Source organism: Nostoc sp. 2RC (assembly GCF_014222165.1).
Classification (GTDB): Bacteria; Cyanobacteriota; Cyanobacteriia; order Cyanobacteriales; family Nostocaceae; genus Nostoc; species Nostoc linckia.
This window is the reverse complement of record NZ_JACKZU010000165.1, coordinates 1-17,306: the sequence shown is the minus strand read 5'-3', so window position 1 is coordinate 17,306 and position 17,306 is coordinate 1. Positions and strand designations below refer to the sequence as shown.

20 protein-coding genes and 1 pseudogene are annotated in these 17,306 nt (G+C 42.0%); 16 read left to right on the top strand and 5 right to left on the bottom strand.

Features of this window, described 5'->3' with window-relative positions:
* Positions 1-3,186: transcription-repair coupling factor (mfd, locus tag GNE10_RS18925; protein WP_185566493.1), on the top strand; the 3,186-nt coding region annotated here is incomplete at its 5' end.
* 28 nt (positions 3,187-3,214) lie between these two features.
* Here the strand turns inward: mfd and GNE10_RS18920 are convergent.
* Entirely contained in the window at positions 3,215-3,682 is a 468-nt protein-coding gene (locus GNE10_RS18920; protein WP_221642895.1) for a DUF29 domain-containing protein, read from the bottom strand.
* 116 nt (positions 3,683-3,798) lie between these two features.
* Here GNE10_RS18920 and GNE10_RS18915 point away from each other — a divergent pair, with 116 nt between their 5' ends.
* The 7 genes and pseudogenes from GNE10_RS18915 (at position 3,799) to GNE10_RS18890 (ending at position 5,953) form a co-directional block, all read left to right on the top strand.
* Complete coding sequence (locus tag GNE10_RS18915; RefSeq protein ID WP_099068514.1) at positions 3,799-4,023, top strand: DUF433 domain-containing protein; 225 nt, start codon at positions 3,799-3,801, stop codon at positions 4,021-4,023.
* Positions 4,024-4,145: 122 nt separating this feature from the next.
* Positions 4,146-4,415: pseudogene (locus tag GNE10_RS36040) on the top strand (hypothetical protein).
* 39 nt (positions 4,416-4,454) lie between these two features.
* The gene (locus GNE10_RS18910) at positions 4,455-4,640 is read left to right on the top strand and encodes a hypothetical protein (protein ID WP_185566491.1); all 186 of its coding nucleotides are present in this window, start codon (positions 4,455-4,457) and stop codon (positions 4,638-4,640) included.
* On the top strand, positions 4,627-5,097 hold the full coding sequence (locus tag GNE10_RS18905) for a PIN domain-containing protein (protein ID WP_185566490.1): 471 nt from the start codon (positions 4,627-4,629) through the stop codon (positions 5,095-5,097). Before GNE10_RS18910 ends, GNE10_RS18905 begins: the two co-directional genes overlap by 14 nt.
* A 136-nt stretch (positions 5,098-5,233) precedes the next feature.
* Positions 5,234-5,473, top strand: a complete 240-nt coding sequence (locus tag GNE10_RS18900) for a type II toxin-antitoxin system HicB family antitoxin (RefSeq protein ID WP_185566489.1) — start codon at positions 5,234-5,236, stop codon at positions 5,471-5,473.
* Positions 5,434-5,643 (top strand): type II toxin-antitoxin system HicA family toxin, encoded by a 210-nt coding sequence (locus GNE10_RS36385; RefSeq protein ID WP_185566494.1) that lies wholly within the window; start codon positions 5,434-5,436, stop codon positions 5,641-5,643. Before GNE10_RS18900 ends, GNE10_RS36385 begins: the two co-directional genes overlap by 40 nt.
* A gap of 106 nt (positions 5,644-5,749) precedes the next feature.
* Complete coding sequence (locus GNE10_RS18890) at positions 5,750-5,953, top strand: hypothetical protein (RefSeq protein ID WP_185566488.1); 204 nt, start codon at positions 5,750-5,752, stop codon at positions 5,951-5,953.
* 185 nt (positions 5,954-6,138) lie between these two features.
* Here the strand turns inward: GNE10_RS18890 and GNE10_RS18885 are convergent, their stop codons facing one another.
* Together GNE10_RS18885 and glpX are read right to left on the bottom strand one after the other, a co-directional pair.
* Positions 6,139-7,425, bottom strand: coding sequence for a glutamyl-tRNA reductase (locus GNE10_RS18885; RefSeq protein ID WP_099068508.1), 1,287 nt, complete (start codon positions 7,423-7,425; stop codon positions 6,139-6,141).
* Positions 7,426-7,622: 197 nt separating this feature from the next.
* Complete coding sequence (glpX, locus tag GNE10_RS18880) at positions 7,623-8,660, bottom strand: class II fructose-bisphosphatase (RefSeq protein ID WP_185566487.1); 1,038 nt, start codon at positions 8,658-8,660, stop codon at positions 7,623-7,625.
* 672 nt (positions 8,661-9,332) lie between these two features.
* On the opposite strand from glpX, the gene GNE10_RS18875 reads away from it, so the two are divergent.
* The 5 genes from GNE10_RS18875 (at position 9,333) to GNE10_RS18855 (ending at position 12,909) form a co-directional block, all read left to right on the top strand.
* Entirely contained in the window at positions 9,333-9,905 is a 573-nt protein-coding gene (locus GNE10_RS18875) for a DUF981 family protein (protein WP_185566486.1), read from the top strand.
* A 155-nt stretch (positions 9,906-10,060) separates the two neighbouring features.
* Positions 10,061-10,366 (top strand): glutaredoxin 3, encoded by a 306-nt coding sequence (gene grxC / locus GNE10_RS18870; RefSeq protein ID WP_185566485.1) that lies wholly within the window; start codon positions 10,061-10,063, stop codon positions 10,364-10,366.
* A 171-nt stretch (positions 10,367-10,537) separates the two neighbouring features.
* Complete coding sequence (tadA, locus tag GNE10_RS18865) at positions 10,538-11,023, top strand: tRNA adenosine(34) deaminase TadA (RefSeq protein WP_099068504.1); 486 nt, start codon at positions 10,538-10,540, stop codon at positions 11,021-11,023.
* A 112-nt stretch (positions 11,024-11,135) separates the two neighbouring features.
* Complete coding sequence (locus tag GNE10_RS18860) at positions 11,136-11,891, top strand: 1-acyl-sn-glycerol-3-phosphate acyltransferase (RefSeq protein ID WP_185566484.1); 756 nt, start codon at positions 11,136-11,138, stop codon at positions 11,889-11,891.
* Positions 11,892-12,306: 415 nt separating this feature from the next.
* On the top strand, positions 12,307-12,909 hold the full coding sequence (locus GNE10_RS18855; protein ID WP_185566483.1) for a hypothetical protein: 603 nt from the start codon (positions 12,307-12,309) through the stop codon (positions 12,907-12,909).
* Positions 12,910-13,291: 382 nt separating this feature from the next.
* Here GNE10_RS18855 and GNE10_RS18850 read toward each other — a convergent pair whose 3' ends face one another.
* Both GNE10_RS18850 and coaD read right to left on the bottom strand, forming a co-directional pair.
* A complete protein-coding gene (locus GNE10_RS18850) occupies positions 13,292-13,960 on the bottom strand; it encodes a hypothetical protein (RefSeq protein WP_099068500.1) in 669 nt (222 codons plus the stop codon).
* The gene (gene coaD, locus GNE10_RS18845) at positions 13,870-14,421 is read right to left on the bottom strand and encodes a pantetheine-phosphate adenylyltransferase (RefSeq protein ID WP_099068499.1); all 552 of its coding nucleotides are present in this window, start codon (positions 14,419-14,421) and stop codon (positions 13,870-13,872) included. Before coaD ends, GNE10_RS18850 begins: the two co-directional genes overlap by 91 nt.
* Before the next feature lie 428 nt (positions 14,422-14,849).
* Here coaD and lgt point away from each other — a divergent pair, with 428 nt between their 5' ends.
* The 3 genes from lgt (at position 14,850) to GNE10_RS18830 (ending at position 17,294) form a co-directional block, all read left to right on the top strand.
* Complete coding sequence (gene lgt / locus GNE10_RS18840; RefSeq protein WP_185566482.1) at positions 14,850-15,725, top strand: prolipoprotein diacylglyceryl transferase; 876 nt, start codon at positions 14,850-14,852, stop codon at positions 15,723-15,725.
* A gap of 234 nt (positions 15,726-15,959) precedes the next feature.
* Positions 15,960-16,781 carry a precorrin-4 C(11)-methyltransferase gene (gene cobM / locus GNE10_RS18835; protein ID WP_185566481.1) on the top strand — a complete coding sequence of 274 codons (822 nt, stop codon included), beginning with the start codon at positions 15,960-15,962 and terminating at the stop codon, positions 16,779-16,781.
* Between the two features lie 159 nt (positions 16,782-16,940).
* Positions 16,941-17,294: a phenylpyruvate tautomerase MIF-related protein gene (locus tag GNE10_RS18830; protein WP_185566480.1), complete on the top strand. Its 354-nt coding sequence runs from the start codon at positions 16,941-16,943 to the stop codon at positions 17,292-17,294.
* Positions 17,295-17,306: the final 12 nt, after the last annotated feature.

The window sequence follows — 17,306 nt, the reverse complement described above, 5'->3', positions numbered from 1 at the left end:
GCATTGGGGATGGGGCATGGGGAAGAAAATCCCAATTCTCAATTACCTAAGATGGCGGTTGTGGCAACTCAAGGGGCACTGCAACCGCATTTGCCGCCGCCAGAGGCTTTTCAAGAGTTTTGCTTGACGCTAAAGCGGGGGATGGAGATAGACTTAAATGCTTTTAGTGAAAAAGTAACTCTTTTGGGTTATGAGCGAGTACCACTGGTGGAAACTGAAGGACAGTGGAGTCGGCGTGGCGATATTGTTGATGTGTTCCCGGTTTCATCGGAGTTACCAGTGAGGTTGGAATGGTTTGGCGACGAAATCGAACAAATCCGGGAATTTGACCCAGCAACTCAACGTTCTGCCCTCGATAAAGTTGAGCAGTTAATTCTCACTCCGACTAGCTTTGCTCCCATCATCATGACACCACTGAAAAATAGTGATGAGTTAGGAGTTATAAGTTCTGAGTTAAATTCTGACTCAGGATTGGGCACTGGAAACTCAGGACTGATTGAAGGTAGCCGTCGTTTTTTGGGTTTAGCGTTTGAGCAACCAGCATCGCTGTTAGACTATTTACCAGAAAACACCTTGATTGCCATTGATGAGCCAGAACAGTGTCATGCTCATAGCGATCGCTGGGTGGAAAATGCCGAAGAACAATGGTCACTCATCACTCATCAGTCATCAGTCATCAGTGGACTACCAAAAATTCATCGGTCTTTTGATGAGTCTTTGGCTGATGTTGCACGGTTTCAAACATTATATTTATCGGAACTGTCAGAGGAAAATGATGGCATAAATCTTGCCAGTAGAAGCGTTCCGGTGACGCCACATCAGTTTGCTAAATTAGCTGAAACTATCCGCCAAGAACGCGATCGCAATTTCTCGATTTGGCTGATTTCTGCTCAACCTTCGCGTTCTGTGTCGCTGTTGCAAGAACACGATTGTCCGGCGCAATTTATCCCCAATCCCCGCGACTATCAAGCCATTGAGAAGCTACAAATCAACCACACACCAGTGGCACTCAAATATTCTGGCTTGGCGGAATTAGAAGGTTTTATTCTGCCTACATATCGCTTGGTAATTGTCACCGACCGAGAATTTTACGGTCAGCATTCTTTAGCAACTCCCGGTTTTATCCGCAAACGCCACAAAGCGACTTCTAAGCAAGTTGACCCGAATAAGCTGCGTCCAGGAGATTATGTTGTTCACAGAAATCATGGCGTTGGCAAATTTGTCAAGCTAGAAAGCTTAACAATTAATGACGAAACTCGCGATTATTTGGTAGTGCAATATGCCGATGGCTTGCTGAGAGTGGCAGCGGATCAATTAGGTGCATTATCTCGGTTCCGAGCCGCAGGAGATAGGGCACCAGAACTCAACAAGATGACTGGTAAGGCTTGGGAGAATACCAAGAACAAAGTCCGTAAAGCGATTAAGAAATTGGCGGTGGACTTGCTGAAATTATATGCAGCGCGATCGCAACAACAAGGTTTTAGTTTCCCAATTGATATGCCTTGGCAAGAGGAAATGGAAGATTCTTTCCCTTACCAACCCACAACAGATCAGCTAAAAGCCGTACAAGATGTGAAACGGGACATGGAAAGCGATCGACCAATGGATCGCTTGGTTTGTGGCGATGTCGGTTTTGGAAAAACGGAAGTGGCGATTCGTGCGGTTTTTAAAGCAGTCACCGCCGGTAAACAAGTGGCACTCCTTGCGCCTACTACTATTTTAACTCAGCAGCACTACCATACACTCAAAGAACGTTTTGCTCCCTACCCTGTGAATGTCGGCTTACTCAACCGCTTTCGTTCCGCCGAAGAACGCCGCGATATTCAAAAACGTTTGGCAACGGGCGAATTAGATATAGTTGTTGGCACACACCAACTTTTAGGCAAAGGTGTATCATTCAAAGATTTAGGATTGTTGGTGGTGGATGAAGAACAGCGCTTTGGGGTGAACCAAAAAGAGAAAATTAAAAGTTTGAAAACTCAAGTTGATGTGCTGACTCTCTCCGCTACTCCCATTCCCCGGACTTTATATATGTCTTTGTCGGGAATCCGGGAAATGAGTTTAATTACCACACCACCTCCAACTAGACGCCCGATTAAAACTCACCTCGCACCACTGAATCCGGAAAGTGTGCGGAGTGCTATACGTCAAGAATTAGACAGAGGTGGGCAGGTATTTTATGTAGTTCCACGTGTTGAAGGCATTGAAGAGACAACCGCCAGTTTGCGAGAAATGATACCAGGGGGGAGATTTGCCATCGCCCACGGTCAAATGGATGAAAGCGAGTTAGAATCAACCATGCTCACCTTCAGTAACGGTGATGCAGATATTCTTGTTTGTACGACAATTATCGAGTCTGGCTTAGATATTCCGCGAGTCAACACCATCTTAATTGAAGACGCTCATCGCTTCGGCTTGGCTCAGTTGTATCAATTACGCGGTCGTGTGGGGCGTGCAGGTATCCAAGCTCATGCTTGGCTATTTTATCCCAAACAACGGACGTTATCTGATGCCGCACGGCAAAGGTTACGAGCAATTCAAGAATTTACTCAGTTGGGTTCCGGGTATCAATTGGCGATGCGCGATATGGAAATTCGCGGAGTGGGTAACTTACTGGGTGCAGAACAATCCGGTCAAATGGATGCCATCGGTTTTGATTTATACATGGAAATGCTGGAAGAAGCAATTCGGGAAATTCGCGGTCAAGAAATTCCCCAAGTTGAAGATACGCAGATTGACCTTAACTTGACAGCATTTATTCCAGCTGATTATATTACCGATTTGGATCAAAAGATGAGTGCTTACCGGGCGGTGGCCACAGCGAAATCCAAAGGAGAATTAAAGCAGATTGCAGCAGAGTGGAGCGATCGCTATGGTACTTTGCCAGTCCCAGCCAATCAACTATTGCGAGTCATGGAACTCAAACAGTTAGCGAAAAAACTTGGATTTAGTAGGATTAAACCAGAAAACAAACAGCACGTTGTTTTAGAAACACCAATGGAAGAACCGGCTTGGAATTTGTTAGCGGCGAATTTACCAGATAATTTGAAAACTCGCTTTGTATATTCGCCTGGAAAAGTTACAGTGCGCGGTTTAGGAGTTTTTAAAGCCGACCAACAATTACAAAGTTTGATTGATGCGTTCGCGAAAATGCAAGGTGCAATTCCAGAGGCGGCTGTTGTTTGACAAATAGAGACGTAGCATTGCTACATCTCTACATTGATTCATCTACTAAATTGCTTGGTTCGCCGGGGTAGAAGTCATAGTCCACAATCTCTGGCAAACTGTAGGGACATTCTACCGGAAAAGTACGCTTGGGCAAATCTGTTTCTCCAACAGCTAATTCGACACCTTTGAGGTAAGCTTTGCCAAGTGCTTCTTCAAGGTAGGGCTTTAGGCTAGGGTTGTCTTCAAGCAGTTCAGCAATATCTAAGCGTTGAATACGAAGTGTTGCTAACCAGCTACGGCTACGGCGTTCTGACTGGTACTCCCATTTTAGTAAATGTCCAATCAAAACACTTAGACGGTTTCGCAATTCTTGACGTTGCTGTTTACCCAAAGATTGAATCTCCTCAATCAGATTTTGCACATCAATCTCACTCCACTGCTCATTGCGAAGTAAAGTTGCTTGTTCCTCTGTCCAAGCGTAAAAATCAGTTTCGTAGAGGCTTGGTGAAGACATTGGTGTCTTTGGGTTTGTTTGAGGTATAGGCATTAGGTTAGTTAAAACTCAACGTCTTTGGTTTTATTGTAGAACTGTCTCAAACTCTATTACTTTGAATTATAAAGTTAGCCGCTATGTCAGACTTACTTAGAAGAATTACAGTTAACCCCAAACAATGTGGTGGTCGCCCATGTATTCGGGGTATGAGAATTCGTGTGTCAGATGTATTAGACTTATTTGCAGCTGGACTCAGTGCCGAACAAATCTTAGAAGAAATGCCCGATCTGGAAGCGGAGGATCTCAAAGCAGCACTTTTATATGCATCACGTAAGCTGAATCATCCAGTGTTAGTGGCATGACAATCTGGGTAGACGCGCATCTTTCACCTGCGATCGCAACTTGAATTTAGGTTTGTTTACCTATTTTTATTGCTCTCAAGTTACTATCAATCTAAAACCAGAAACTCAACAGGAGAGCCGGAGTGAGTATTAATCTTGATTTGCCGCCAGAACTAGAAAACGAACTTTCTACTGAAGCTTCTCAGCTAAACCTTCCTCTTTCAGAATATATTCTTCGGATTCTCCTTGTAAGGCAAGTTATAGCAAATCCACCTAAAACAGGAGCTGAACTCGTTGCCTATTGACACAGTGAAGGTATTATCAACTCACGACCTGATATTACAGATAGTCAAGCTTACGCTCGTAAGTTGCGTCATGAGGCCGAAACTCGCGATCGAGCTTTTATCTCATGAAATAGTATAATTAAGTTAGATTTAATCAGCTTATTAAATATGAAAGGATATATCCAAAATCATACGATTATTCTCCAAGATAGTTTACCCAACAGCTTAAAAAATGGCGATGAAGTTGAAATTATCATCATTCCTATCAAAAAACAAAAATATCATTTTCCCACATTCAAAATTGATATAAAAGAAGAATATTTAGATCCAGAAAAGATTTATGAACAAGATTAAAGTGTTTTTTGATACGAACGTTTTAATCTATGCTCATGACGAATTATCAATTTATCATCAAAACTCTGCAAATTTATTAAATCTAGTATTTGAAAATAAAATTCAAGGAGTGATTGCAGAACAAAATATCATAGAAATATACAGAATTTTAACCAATCCTGCTGCGATGCGGAACAAACCATTAACCTCCCAAGAAGTTAACAAACTTATAACTGAAATTTATTTAAGCGGTACATTTCAAGTATTATATCCTAATCAATTAACTACAGAAAAAACCTTAGAATTAGCCGTTAATTATAACTGTGTATCAGCAAGAATTTTTGATATTCGTCTAGCAGGGTTAGTGATTACTTATCCAGTAGATTATTTCGCAACTTATAATACTAAGCACTTTTTAAATATTCCAGGTTTAACGCCTATGATACCTGAAGATATTTCGTCTATTTTATCATGCTAAATCGCTTGTTTGGGTCTTTGAACGATCGCACAAGCAACTGCCGTTTTAACCTTTGCAACATTAATTTAATCATCCACAGTTTGGAGCAAAAAACTATAGTTGTTAGCATATTTTCACAAACTAGCTCAACAAGTGTATGAAAATTAGAGCAATCATTCATCCAGCAGAAGAAGGCGGCTATTGGGCAGAAGTTCCTGCGCTTCCCGGTTGTATTACTGAAGGGGAGACGATGGAAGAGGTGATGGCTAATTTAAAGGATGCTATTGAAGGTTGGCTTGATGTTGCCAACAGTCGTCATGCAATTGAGTCAACAGATAGAGTTGTCGAAATTGCTATATCAAATCAATTTCTGGCAAGCAACTTTGTAAGATTGTAGAGCAAAACGGTTGGGTTTTACGACGAATTACTGGCAGTCATCATATTTATGAAAAGCCTGAACAAGAACAAATCCTGTCAATTCCTGTTCACCGCAATCAAGATTTGAAAGTTGGAACCTTGAAAGCCCTAATGAAAATAGCTCAGCTATCTGAGGATGATTTACTGTAATTGTGAATAATTTAGGTATTGTGGGCGATACCTACAGTTTTTGCTAGCTTTTGCAGCCTCACAACGCGGATAATTTGATAGTAGGACTAACAAACGATACACAGTTATGACTGAGCTACTGGAATTCGCAATATCCCAATTGAAAACCTTGCCTACCACTGAACAAGATGCCATCGCGGCAATGATTTTGGCAAAACTAGAAGATGAACGCCGTTGGGATGAAGCTTTTGCCCGTTCTCCAGACATGCTTGCCAAACTTGCAGCCGAGGCAATGGCTGAATACCGTGCAGTTAAAACCCAACAGTTGTAGCAACAACTAAAAAGTTACTTCTACTCAAACTCTATCACTTCTGCTGTTGTGAGCGATCGCACAAGCAACTGTCATTTTAACCGTAACAACATTAATTTAATCGTTGACTACTGACTGTCAACCGTCAACCGTCAACGGTCAACAGTTAACAGTCTTCTGTGGAATATTTTTTTCTTGGAAGTCCCTTAACTAAACTGTTCCCCTGCGTCTAAGTTAAACAGCATTTGTAGAGTTTGCATACAACGCCGTCTGGCTTCCACATCTTGCTGCGATCGCAGTTGCACCATCGGATCGTGTAAAATTTTATTAACAATTCCTCTTGTTAAAGCTTCGATCACCTCTTGATGTTTTTCTGCGAATTCCGAACCTAATCTTGACAAAGCTTTTTCTAATTCTTGTTCCCGAATGGTTTCGACTTTATTTCGCAGACAGCTAATAGTAGTTACAGTTTCTAAACTACGCCACCAAACATCGAAAGCTTCCACTTCTTCTTCTAAAAGTCGCTCTGCTTCCTGGGCAATCTTCCGACGGCTTTCGTAGTTTTGTGCCACTACAGCCTTCAAATCATCCACGTTATAAGCCTGCACATTTGTTAGTTCATTTACGTCAGCATCAACGTTGCGTGGTACAGAGATATCAAATAACATCAATGAACGCTGAGCTTCTAAAACCATTTCTAATTTGGCGCGGTCAAGTATCGGCTCTGTGGCTGAAGTGCTTGTAAATACTAAATCACTATCGGCAATTACTGTCATCATTTCCGATAGGATGTGAATTTTTATGGGTTGTTCGGGGAATTGTTTGGCTAATTCTTGGGCACGTTCGCGAGAGCGATTGACAATGCTGATTTCCACAGCACCTTTAGAAACCAGGTGTTGCACTAGCAACCGCGACATTTTCCCTGCACCCAGAATTGCAACTCGGCAAGCAGCTAAATTTGCTACTTTCATTTGTGCTAATTCCACAGCTGCCGAACTAATGGAAACAGCGCCAGTACCAATACTAGTTTCAGTGCGAACTCGCTTACCAGCTGTGAGAGCTTGTTTAAATAATCGATTCAAAATGGTTTTTATACCGTTATATTGCTGTCCCAATTTGTGAGTAGTCTTCACCTGAGCCAGAATTTGACCTTCTCCGAGTACCAGACTATCTAAACCACCTGCTACCCTCATGACATGCATAACCGCATCATCATGCAACAACATAAACAAATGTTGTCGTAGAGAAGTCACAGGTAATTTGCTGTGTTCTGCAAGAAATTGAGTTACTTCTCGGATACCTTGGTCTGTTTCGCTGGTAACAATGTAAATTTCCAGGCGGTTACAAGTGCTGAGAATTGCAACTTCGTCAATATGGGGGTAACTGGTAAGATGAGCGATCGCACTTTCAATTTGTGGTTCTGGAATGCTCAACTTTTCACGGACTTCTACAGGGGCTGTTTTATGGCTTAACCCCACCACTGCTATATTCATTTGCTAAATCGTAGTTACTAGTTTGTAGTCGGTAATAAATTGATTGGGAATAGGGAATGGGGAATTGCAGGTTGTTGCTTGGAATAATTACCAAGCAACAAACAAAAATCGATCGCTAACTACTAACTACTAACTACTCTCAGGTGAAGCATTTAAATGCTTCGCCCCTAGTATTACCATTCCCCATTCCCTATGAATTAGAACAGTTGGAGGCTCTTCGGTTCGCCAAACATGTGGATTGTATCAACAAACCGAGCTGTTTTTGATTGGTTAGAAATTACCAAGCTCTGAGTTCTGGCTCCACCGTTGAAAAAGCGTACACCTTCGATGAGGTTACCAGAGGTGATACCGCAAGCAGCAAACAAAACTGTTTCACCAGATGCGAGTTCGTGAGCATCATAGACTTTATCGGGGTCATTGATACCCATTGACTTTAAGCGTTCGAGGTTGGCTTCTTTGCTTTCTCCAATCAAACCTGTTTTTACTACTTCAGGATCGTAGATCAGTTGCCCTTGGAAATGTCCACCCAAAGCACGCATAGCAGCTGCTGAGATTACACCTTCAGGAGCCGCACCGATACCCATGAGGGCGTGGATATTAGTTCCGGCGAAACCACAAGATAAGGCTGCACCCACGTCACCATCAGAAATCAGTTGTACTCTTGCTCCAGCGCTACGAATTTCTTTGATTAAATCATTGTGGCGATCGCGTTTCATTACAACTACCACAAGTTCATCAATTGCTCGATCTAGACACTCAGCCAGAATCTTAAGATTTTCCGTTGCTGACTTGTTGATGTCCACCTTACCCTTGGCTGCGGGAGGTGCTGCTAATTTCTTCATGTAAAAGTCAGGAGCAGCAAATAATCCTCCCTTCTCTGAAATTGCCAACACAGCCATCGAACCAGGTTGTCCGTATGCTACCAAGTTCGTACCTTCACAGGGGTCAACGGCGATATCAATTTCAATTAGTTCATCAGGGTTACAGAGAGCTTCGGCATTTGGTTGGGTACAGATACCGACTTCTTCTCCGATGTAGAGCATAGGGGCGTCATCGCGTTCGCCTTCCCCAATAACAATGCGACCGCGCATGTAGATTTTATTCATCCGTTCCCGCATCGCTTCCACAGCTACTTGGTCAGCAGTGTTCTTTTCACCTTTGCCCATCCACTTAGCAGATGCGATCGCTGCTTGCTCTACTACCTCTATAATCTCTAACCCAAGTGTATTTTCCACAGAGTCTGCCCTCTCAACTGCTTGAATTTGCGTTACTTTATCTGGCTATTTCAGTCTTTAAGTCTACCAAAGGGCGGTTACCAAATTTCCATTACAAATGTTAATGATGTGTCAATTCCTAAGTTATTGACAAAAGTGTCAAAAGGAACTTTGTCTGGCGTGGGGTGTTGGATGTGGAGAAAATCCATATTTCACCACCCTACACCCTCTTGTTGATAAAAGTGAGTAGGGAATCGGGAGTGGGGAAACCTTTGTCACCCACTTTCAAAGCTGGGTTTCAAGCTCACAAAGCGATACAAGGGTGGAGAATCGCGAGTCGTGACCCTACTCCCTATCTCAAAGGGCTAATATATTCCCTCCCTACCCCAAGAAGTGGTCAAGAATTTTAAACATCCTTTCCTTTATTTTATCGTTGTGCTTGTGAGTATTAATACTTCAACACTGTGAGGTAAATGTTAATCTGTGTTTATATCTGGTTTGAAATAATTTAGAAATATCGCGGTTTAATTTGGGAACGGGGACTTGTCAGGAAAAAATATTTCATTGCAGCTGTTGAGTATTGACTGTGAATCGTTAATACTCAACGCTCAACAGTCAACCACCATATACTGTTGTTTATTTTTTGGACTTCCCTAGTTTGTATTAACCCAAAAAAGCATTTAGAGGTGAATCGTGTTTATCGACTACATCACACTCATGTTAATTAACATGGTAGCTGGTTTATTTATACTAGCTGACTATGTATATCGTGGGATAGATAGCTCACATCAAAAACAGTGGATTCCCGGATTTGGTATTGTTGGTGCCATCGCTTTAACAACTGGTTTACACATGAATTTCACCTGGCCAGTTCCTGGTAGCTTTAACATTGCCTTCGGTGAAACAAGTGTTTTATTTGGGATTTTGTTTGTGGCAGCTGCAATTGCCCTGTCTGTGGGTTGGGACTTATTGACAATCGCAATTTACGGTTTTTTTGCTGGTTTAGTGGCGATCGTCATTGGTATCCGAATTATCAACTTGAATATGACAAAACAACCGTTACTCTCAGGAATCGGTTTTATCTTAACAGGATTTGGTGGTATATTTGCCGCGCCTACTCTCTATTGGAAAACTAATCGAACTTGGCGATTAATTGGTGTTTTTGTACTAATAATAGCCGCTTTAATTTGGGCATTTACAGGATATTTGGCTTACTGGAATCATTTAGAAAGTTTCCAAAAGTGGGTTCCAGCACCAATGCGGTAAAGGAATTTTCAAAAATCAATTATCTTGTTTAAGAGTTGACTGTTAACTCTCAACAGTCAACAGTCTTCCATAAAATATTTTTTTACTTGCAAGCCCCTAAGTAATGCCAGCAATGATCTAGGGTAGAGATATAGTTAAAAACTTGCTTTAAAAATATGCTGGAATTTCTCAATCCCCTTTTAAATCGTCATCCAGAGCGAGTTAAAGCCAACGTCGAAATTTACACATGGCAAACTTGTCCTTACTGCATTCGTGCCAAAATGCTGTTGTGGTGGAAAGGCGTAAAGTTTACCGAATATAAAATCGACGGTGATGAAGCAGCCAGAGCGAAAATGGCAGAACGCGCTAACGGACGCCGCACAGTACCACAAATTTTTATCAATAACCAACACATTGGTGGTTGTGACGACCTTTATCAGCTAGATACACAAAATCAGCTCGATGGTTTGTTGGCTCAATAGTAATTGGGCATTGGGCATTGTGCATTGGGCATTGGAGAGATGAGGGAGCAGGGGAAGCTCTTAAGGTAGGGAAAGAATAACTCCTAACTCCCAACTCCCAACTCCCAATACCCCATGCCCTAATTTCTTAAATTGTAAAAATTTGATTAAGTTTCGATCCTACTTAAGAGGATGCTAAATAAATATGGTGATTATCTTATACATCAACAATGGATGCATCGTGCCTTAGAATTAGCACAAGCAGCAGGTGAGGCAGGTGAAGTCCCCGTAGGTGCTGTTATCATCAATTCAAAAGGTAATTTACTTGCGGAGGGAGAGAACAGAAAAGAACGCGACAAAGACCCTACGGCTCATGCGGAAATAATTGCTCTTAAGAGAGCAACCGCAACTTTACAAAATTGGCATCTAAATGAATGTACCCTGTACGTAACTTTGGAACCTTGCCCAATGTGTGCAGGTGCAATTGTCCAGGCACGTATCGGATTACTTGTATATGGAGTGGACGATACAAAAACTGGCGCAATTCGTACAGTTATTAACATCCCTGACAGTAGTGCTTCTAATCACCACTTGCAGGTCATCGGAGGCATTCTAGAATCAGCTTGTCGTCAACAATTACAGACTTGGTTTGTGACTAAGCGACCTAAGAGAAAATAACAGACAGAGGTAAAACTGTCCATCTAGCAGGACACAAGTCGTGCAAGAGAATCTACGGTGTAACTAATCAGGCTTTTCGTTAAATTTTATCCGTCAATCAGCTGTCTCCATCATGATGGAATTTTACTCTTTATTCGATACTTGCCAGCACAGACCAGCAAATACTCAAGCAGATGATACCACCTCAAGGGTTTCTCCTTGGTTAAGTCCTCTGGCATATCTATTGGGTCGTTACTGCCTACTACCATTATTCTTTGGGCGAATTAGGATAACCGGACAAAAAAATATCCCTAAAACTGGGCCAGTTATCTTCGCTCCCACCCATAGAGCACGTTGGGATGCGTTGCTAGTACCCTATGCTGTTTCTGATTGTATGATAGCCAAAGACCTGCGATTTATGGTCACTATTGATGAATGTCAGGGGTTACAAGGCTGGTTTGTGCGACGCTTGGGGGGTTTTCCAGTAAATACTAGACAACCATCAATTCGCAGCCTGCGTCATGGAGTTGAACTGCTAAAACAGCGAAAAGCTGTGGTGATTTTTCCAGAAGGTAACATTTACCGTCAAGCTCAAGCTCCTTTGAAGCCGGGAATTGCACGTCTGGCTTTGAGTGCTGAATCCAGTGATTCTGGACTGGGAGTAAAGATTATACCTGTCAGCATTAATTACAGTCAACCATACCCTAATTGGGGTACAGATGTGACAATTCACATTGGCTGTCCAATGAAAGTCAAGGATTACATACGTGATTCGATAAAACAAGATGCAAAAAATCTCACAAGCGATTTAGCAAAGGCACTCCAACAGTTAAGTCATCAAGAAAGAGAAATTACCAACCACACATTTGCAGAAATTACTAATTCTTGATTCTGTAAAGCGTTTTCAGACAGTTAATCGCCAAAAAAATCCTACAAAAGAAGCAGTTGACCTTTGAAGATTTGATGGAAATGACTAACTGCTAGATTTAGCGTGTATCAACCACAAAAAAATTAGAAGTATTTTGGAAGCTTTTGAGGACGTATATCTATAAGATTAGCCTTTAATGGTGGAAGATTCAGCCAAATTGGCAGTTTTTGAGCAAATAGCTAATTATTAACTACAAAATACAGAATCGGTCAAGGGTGAAGATTATACAGAGGTAGTGGGAACTATATTCAAGCAATTTTTAGTCTAAATCTGAGAAACTTAGTTATGTGGCTTTGGTTTGCCTAAGACCAAAACAGAGTTAAGATACCGAAAGTATCCATAGCTTTTTTCTATAGTTGTTGCACTAATTGACCCCATGAACACTGCTGCCGCTGTTACCTTGATGCACCGTGCTTTTTTATCAGTCTTAGCAGTCCTTAGTTTGCTATCACCTGTGAATGCTCAGGTATCACAGTTACCAGGTACTACTGGCCAACCACAACCCATCGATCCCAACGCTCCTAATAACCTCCGTCCGGTAACTCAAAATAACAGCCTTTTGAGCATTGAAGGGGGCGATCGCTTAATGAAAGATGCGGAACAAGCCGTTTCTGCTCAAAACTACACCTTAGCTGCAAAGAAACTCCAAGAAGCACGTCAGGTTTATAATCAACTATCTAATTTTTATCAAGATTTAAACTCTAGTTTTTCAGGAATTGACAACAGAGTTTCCGATTCTCAACGTCAAAAAGCTTTATTAACAGCCCAAAAACGAGATGAAGCAACATTTCAACTAGCATTGGTACATCGGGCACAAAATCAGCCAGAATTAGCAGTGCCATTGTTGGTTCAAATAATTAAGAGTCAAAACCCGACACGGGATTTAGGTAAGAAAGCCTATAAGCAATTGTTTGAATTGGGTTTTGTTGATTCTCCCTACCCCAGAGAAAGCAGTTCATCTTCCTCATCTCAAAAATAAAAATGGGGCATAGGGCATGGGGCATTGGGCATAGGAAGAAGACAAGGGGACAAGAGGACAAAGGAAAAAAATTGCTACCTTGTCTCCCCCCTCTACCTTGTCTCCCACCCAAACCTCATCAGAATGTCCCCACTCGGCTAGTCTAAAATTAGACTTGTCTGATATTTTCTTGCAATTTATACAGTCAACTGTCAACGCCAATTATTTGTAAACTGAATTTTAGGTAAAAATTAGAAAAAATAAATTTTATTTTGTAAGCTATTTCTTGATTTCAATTATTAAATTTATTTTGCCCATATTTGACTCTAAGTTTTAATAAGAATTGTTGGGTTGAGCGCTAGCAAAACCCAACTGAGAATTCTTGCTCATTTTCTCAGAACCTCTATCTCTTATTACCAGGAGGTGAATTGCGCTGCGTCAGATTATCAACTTGGAGTTGTTGTCGTCCGTTGGTGATTATTCGCAGCATTTCTTTGAGATCCTGCTCGATGTTTTCTAGGACACCATCAGCATATGCATCAGCGCCGTCTTCAATTTCTTGAGCGTGAGCGATCGCTGTTTGTCGCATTTGCTCTAACTCTTGCTGACAAGCATAGCGTTTTCGCTCAATTTCAGTAAGAGTTTCCTGCATGATTGCCTCACACTCTTGTTGTGTTTGCCGCCGTATTTGTTCAGCTTCTTGTTTTGCTTGTTGAATAATATCGCTTTCAGCTAAAATTTGGGCTTTTTTTGCTTGGGCGGCTTCAACTATTTGCTGACCATATTCTTCTGCTTCCAGGAGAATTTCCTCCTTTTGTTCCAGAATTACTGCTGCTTCTTGAAAAAGCGCTGGCAAAGCAAGCCTGATGTAGTCAAGCTGGTCTAGCAGCTTTTCTTCATCAATGAGTGTGCGTCCTGTCAAGGGAATCCGGAGACTAGAGAGAACCATTTCCTCTAGGCGGTTGAGTTCCTCCTGAATATCTATGGTTCCCTCTGTGCCGGCGTACTCTTGAGGGGGGGGGTTACTTCCGTTGAGATTGGGTTCAACATTGGAGACTTGTGATTGTAGCATTGGTATATATCTAGGGCAATGTGTGGGGGAACGAGATGATCGATAGAGCCACCAAACCTTGCAATCTCTTTTACCACACTACTACTTAAAAAACTATACTCATTTGAGGTTGCCAGAAAAACTGTTTCAATTTGGGTAGAAAGAGTCTTATTTGTGTGAGCCATTTGCAGTTCCACTTCAAAATCTGACACAGCCCGTAAGCCTCGCAGCAAAACTTGTGCGTGTCGCATTTGGGCATAATTGACGGTCAGACCGTCAAAGCTGTCTACTTCTACATTCGGTAGATGCTGACAAGAAAGACGGATCTGATCTAGCCGTTGCTGAACACTAAAAAGTGGCACTTTATTGGGGTTCCGCAGTACAGCGACAATTACGCGCTCAAACAGCCGACTACCCCGCTGAATGAGGTCAAGGTGTCCCAAGGTAATGGGGTCAAAGCTGCCAGGATAAATCGCAATCACAATGATATATCAATCTTAAATTTAGGTGATTATATTGAAACTGTATTGCGTAACTTACTCAAATGTATCATCTTGAACTCTCCGCAAGAATGTTAAGGTAACTCCAAAAAATAAACAATAACTTAAAATTGTTGACTGGTGAGTGTTGAGTGTTAACTGTAAACCGTGAACTGTCAACGGTCAACAGAACAATACCAATGGAATATTTTTTACTTGGAAGTTCCAAAAGCCATTGTTATGGTGGCACAATTTATGCTCAACTAGCCGATAGGAATTAGACTCCTAAATATGGATGCTCGATTTCTCCCTGTGTCTTCACAATAATGTTGTAGAGGATTAAAGTTTAGTCTGGTATTCCAAACTTCAGAAACTCCGTACTTATTAACAAAGTGCGCGGTTAGTTAACGAACTCTTCTAGGTAATTTTGCATGGCACTGGATTTTTCGATCTTGCCCTTGGCGTTTCAATTTACTTCCCCAGGGCCGATTCTGCTGAGAATAGGGCCATTGACTATTCGCTGGTATGGCTTGTTGATTGCCACAGCAGTGTTAATTGGCGTCATGCTTTCCCAATATTTGGCAAAGCGCCGTCATGTTAATCCGGAGTTGTTAAGCGATTTGTTTTTTTGGCTGTTAATTGGTGCAATTCCGGGCGCACGGCTATATTACGTTTTCTTTGAATGGCCAAAATATGCTTCAACTCCAGAAAAAATCTTTGCTATCTGGGAAGGAGGAATTGCGATTCATGGCGCAATTCTCGGTGGGGTTTTGGCAGCTTTAATTTTTGCCAAACTTAAGCAAGTTTCTTTCTGGCAATTGGCGGATTTAGTAGCGCCTTCGCTGATTTTAGGTCAAGCCATTGGACGTTGGGGCAATTTTTTCAACTCCGAGGCTTTCGGCGATCCTACTGATTTACCCTGGAAGCTATACATTCCACCAGAACGTCGTCCCCTGGAATATGTTAATTTTGATTACTTTCATCCCACCTTCCTCTACGAATCTTTGTGGGATTTGATGGTGTTTGGGCTGCTAATAACGTTGTTTTTCCGCTCTTTATCCGGCAAACCACGTTTGAAAGTAGGCACGTTATTTCTACTTTACTGGCCAGCCTACAGCTTAGGACGCCTGTGGATTGAAGGATTTCGCACTGATAGCTTGATGCTTGGGCCTTTGCGAATGGCACAAGTGGTGAGTTCCTTGGGAATTCTACTAGGATTATTGGGGTTAGCTTGGCTTTACTTACTCAAACGCCCTTTGCCTGATGTAGTTCCTAGTCCCAAGGGTAATGGAGAGATGAGGGGATGATGGGGATGAGGGAGACAAGGAAGACAAGGGAGATGGGGCAGGGGAGAATAATAACTCTCCAGTCACCAGTCACCAGTCACCATTCCCAATGCCTTATAACCAAAAATAAAAAATGCCCCAGAGTTTTCTCTAGGGCTTAACCAGGGTGCATCTACCATTACTCTCTACTGGGGAAAGAGAGTAAATCCGGAAAGATACTGAGAAAATAACAAAAAAATTTTTTGAGGGTTTGCTGTGTGTGCTTCTCAGAGTAAATATACAGAAAATTTGAGTGATAAAAAAACACTATATGCTGTGGAACCTTCTGTGTACATTGTGGGAGCAGGCCCCGGAGATCCCGATTTATTAACAGTAAAGGCGCAGAAATTATTGGCTGTAGCTGATGTAATTTTATTTGCTGATTCTTTAGTTCCAGAACAAATTTTAGGAATTTGCCGCCAAGATGCCGAGATTGTGAGAACTGCAAATCAAACTTTAGAAGAGATTGTGGCGATTATGGTAGAAAAGGTGCGATCGCAACACAAATCTCTAGTCCGTCTCCATTCCGGCGATCCCTGTCTCTACAGCGCCATTCACGAACAAATGCAACTCCTAGCACAGGCAAATATCCCTTTTGAAGTTGTACCTGGTATCAGCGCTTTTCAAGCTGCTGCTGCCAAACTCAAAACAGAACTGACTGTACCTGGTTTAGTCCAAACCATCATTTTGACACGCATCAGCGGACGTACAGAAGTCCCAGCCACCGAAGAATTAGCTTCTTTAGCAGCACATCAAGCTAGCCTCTGCCTATATCTGAGTGCGCGTCATGTGGAAAATGCCCAAGCCAAACTATTAGAACATTATCCAGCCGAAACCCCTGTGGCAATCTGCTTTCGCGTCGGATGGCCGGATGAAAAAATTAGGGTTGTGCCTCTCAATCAAATGGCGGACTGTACTGATAAAGAAAAATTAATTCGCACCACACTTTATATAATCAGTCCAGCACTTTCGCCAACCACAGGGCGATCGCGTTTATATCATCCCGAACATAGTCATCTGTTTCGTTCGTCTCATTGAAGATTGGGCATGGGGCATGGGGCAGGAGGGAGCAGGGGAGATGAGTTTTTCCCCTCTGCACCTGGAGCCTCTGCACCTGGAGCTTCTTCTAATGCCCAATTCCTGTACAATTCGATAAAGTTTACATTGTAATAAAATTCAAAATTTCAATTGCTTACTATGCCATTAATTAAAGTCCAAACTTCTGCATCTGCTCCTCAAAAAGCTGAAATTGAATCAATGCTTTTGAGTTTGTCAGCTAAGTTAGCAAAACATTTAGGAAAACCCGAATCCTATGTGATGACGGCTTTTGAAGCAGAAATTCCTATGACTTTTGCGGGTAATACAAACCCTGTTTGTTACATTGAAATTAAAAGCATTGGCACGATGAAGCCAGACCAAACAAAAGCCATGAGTGAAGATTTTTGTCAGCAAATTAATCAAACTTTGGGTGTGGCTAAAAATCGAATTTATATAGAATTTGCAGATGCCAAAGGTGCAATGTGGGGCTGGAACGGTAGCACTTTTGGTTAATAGACTTCTTGC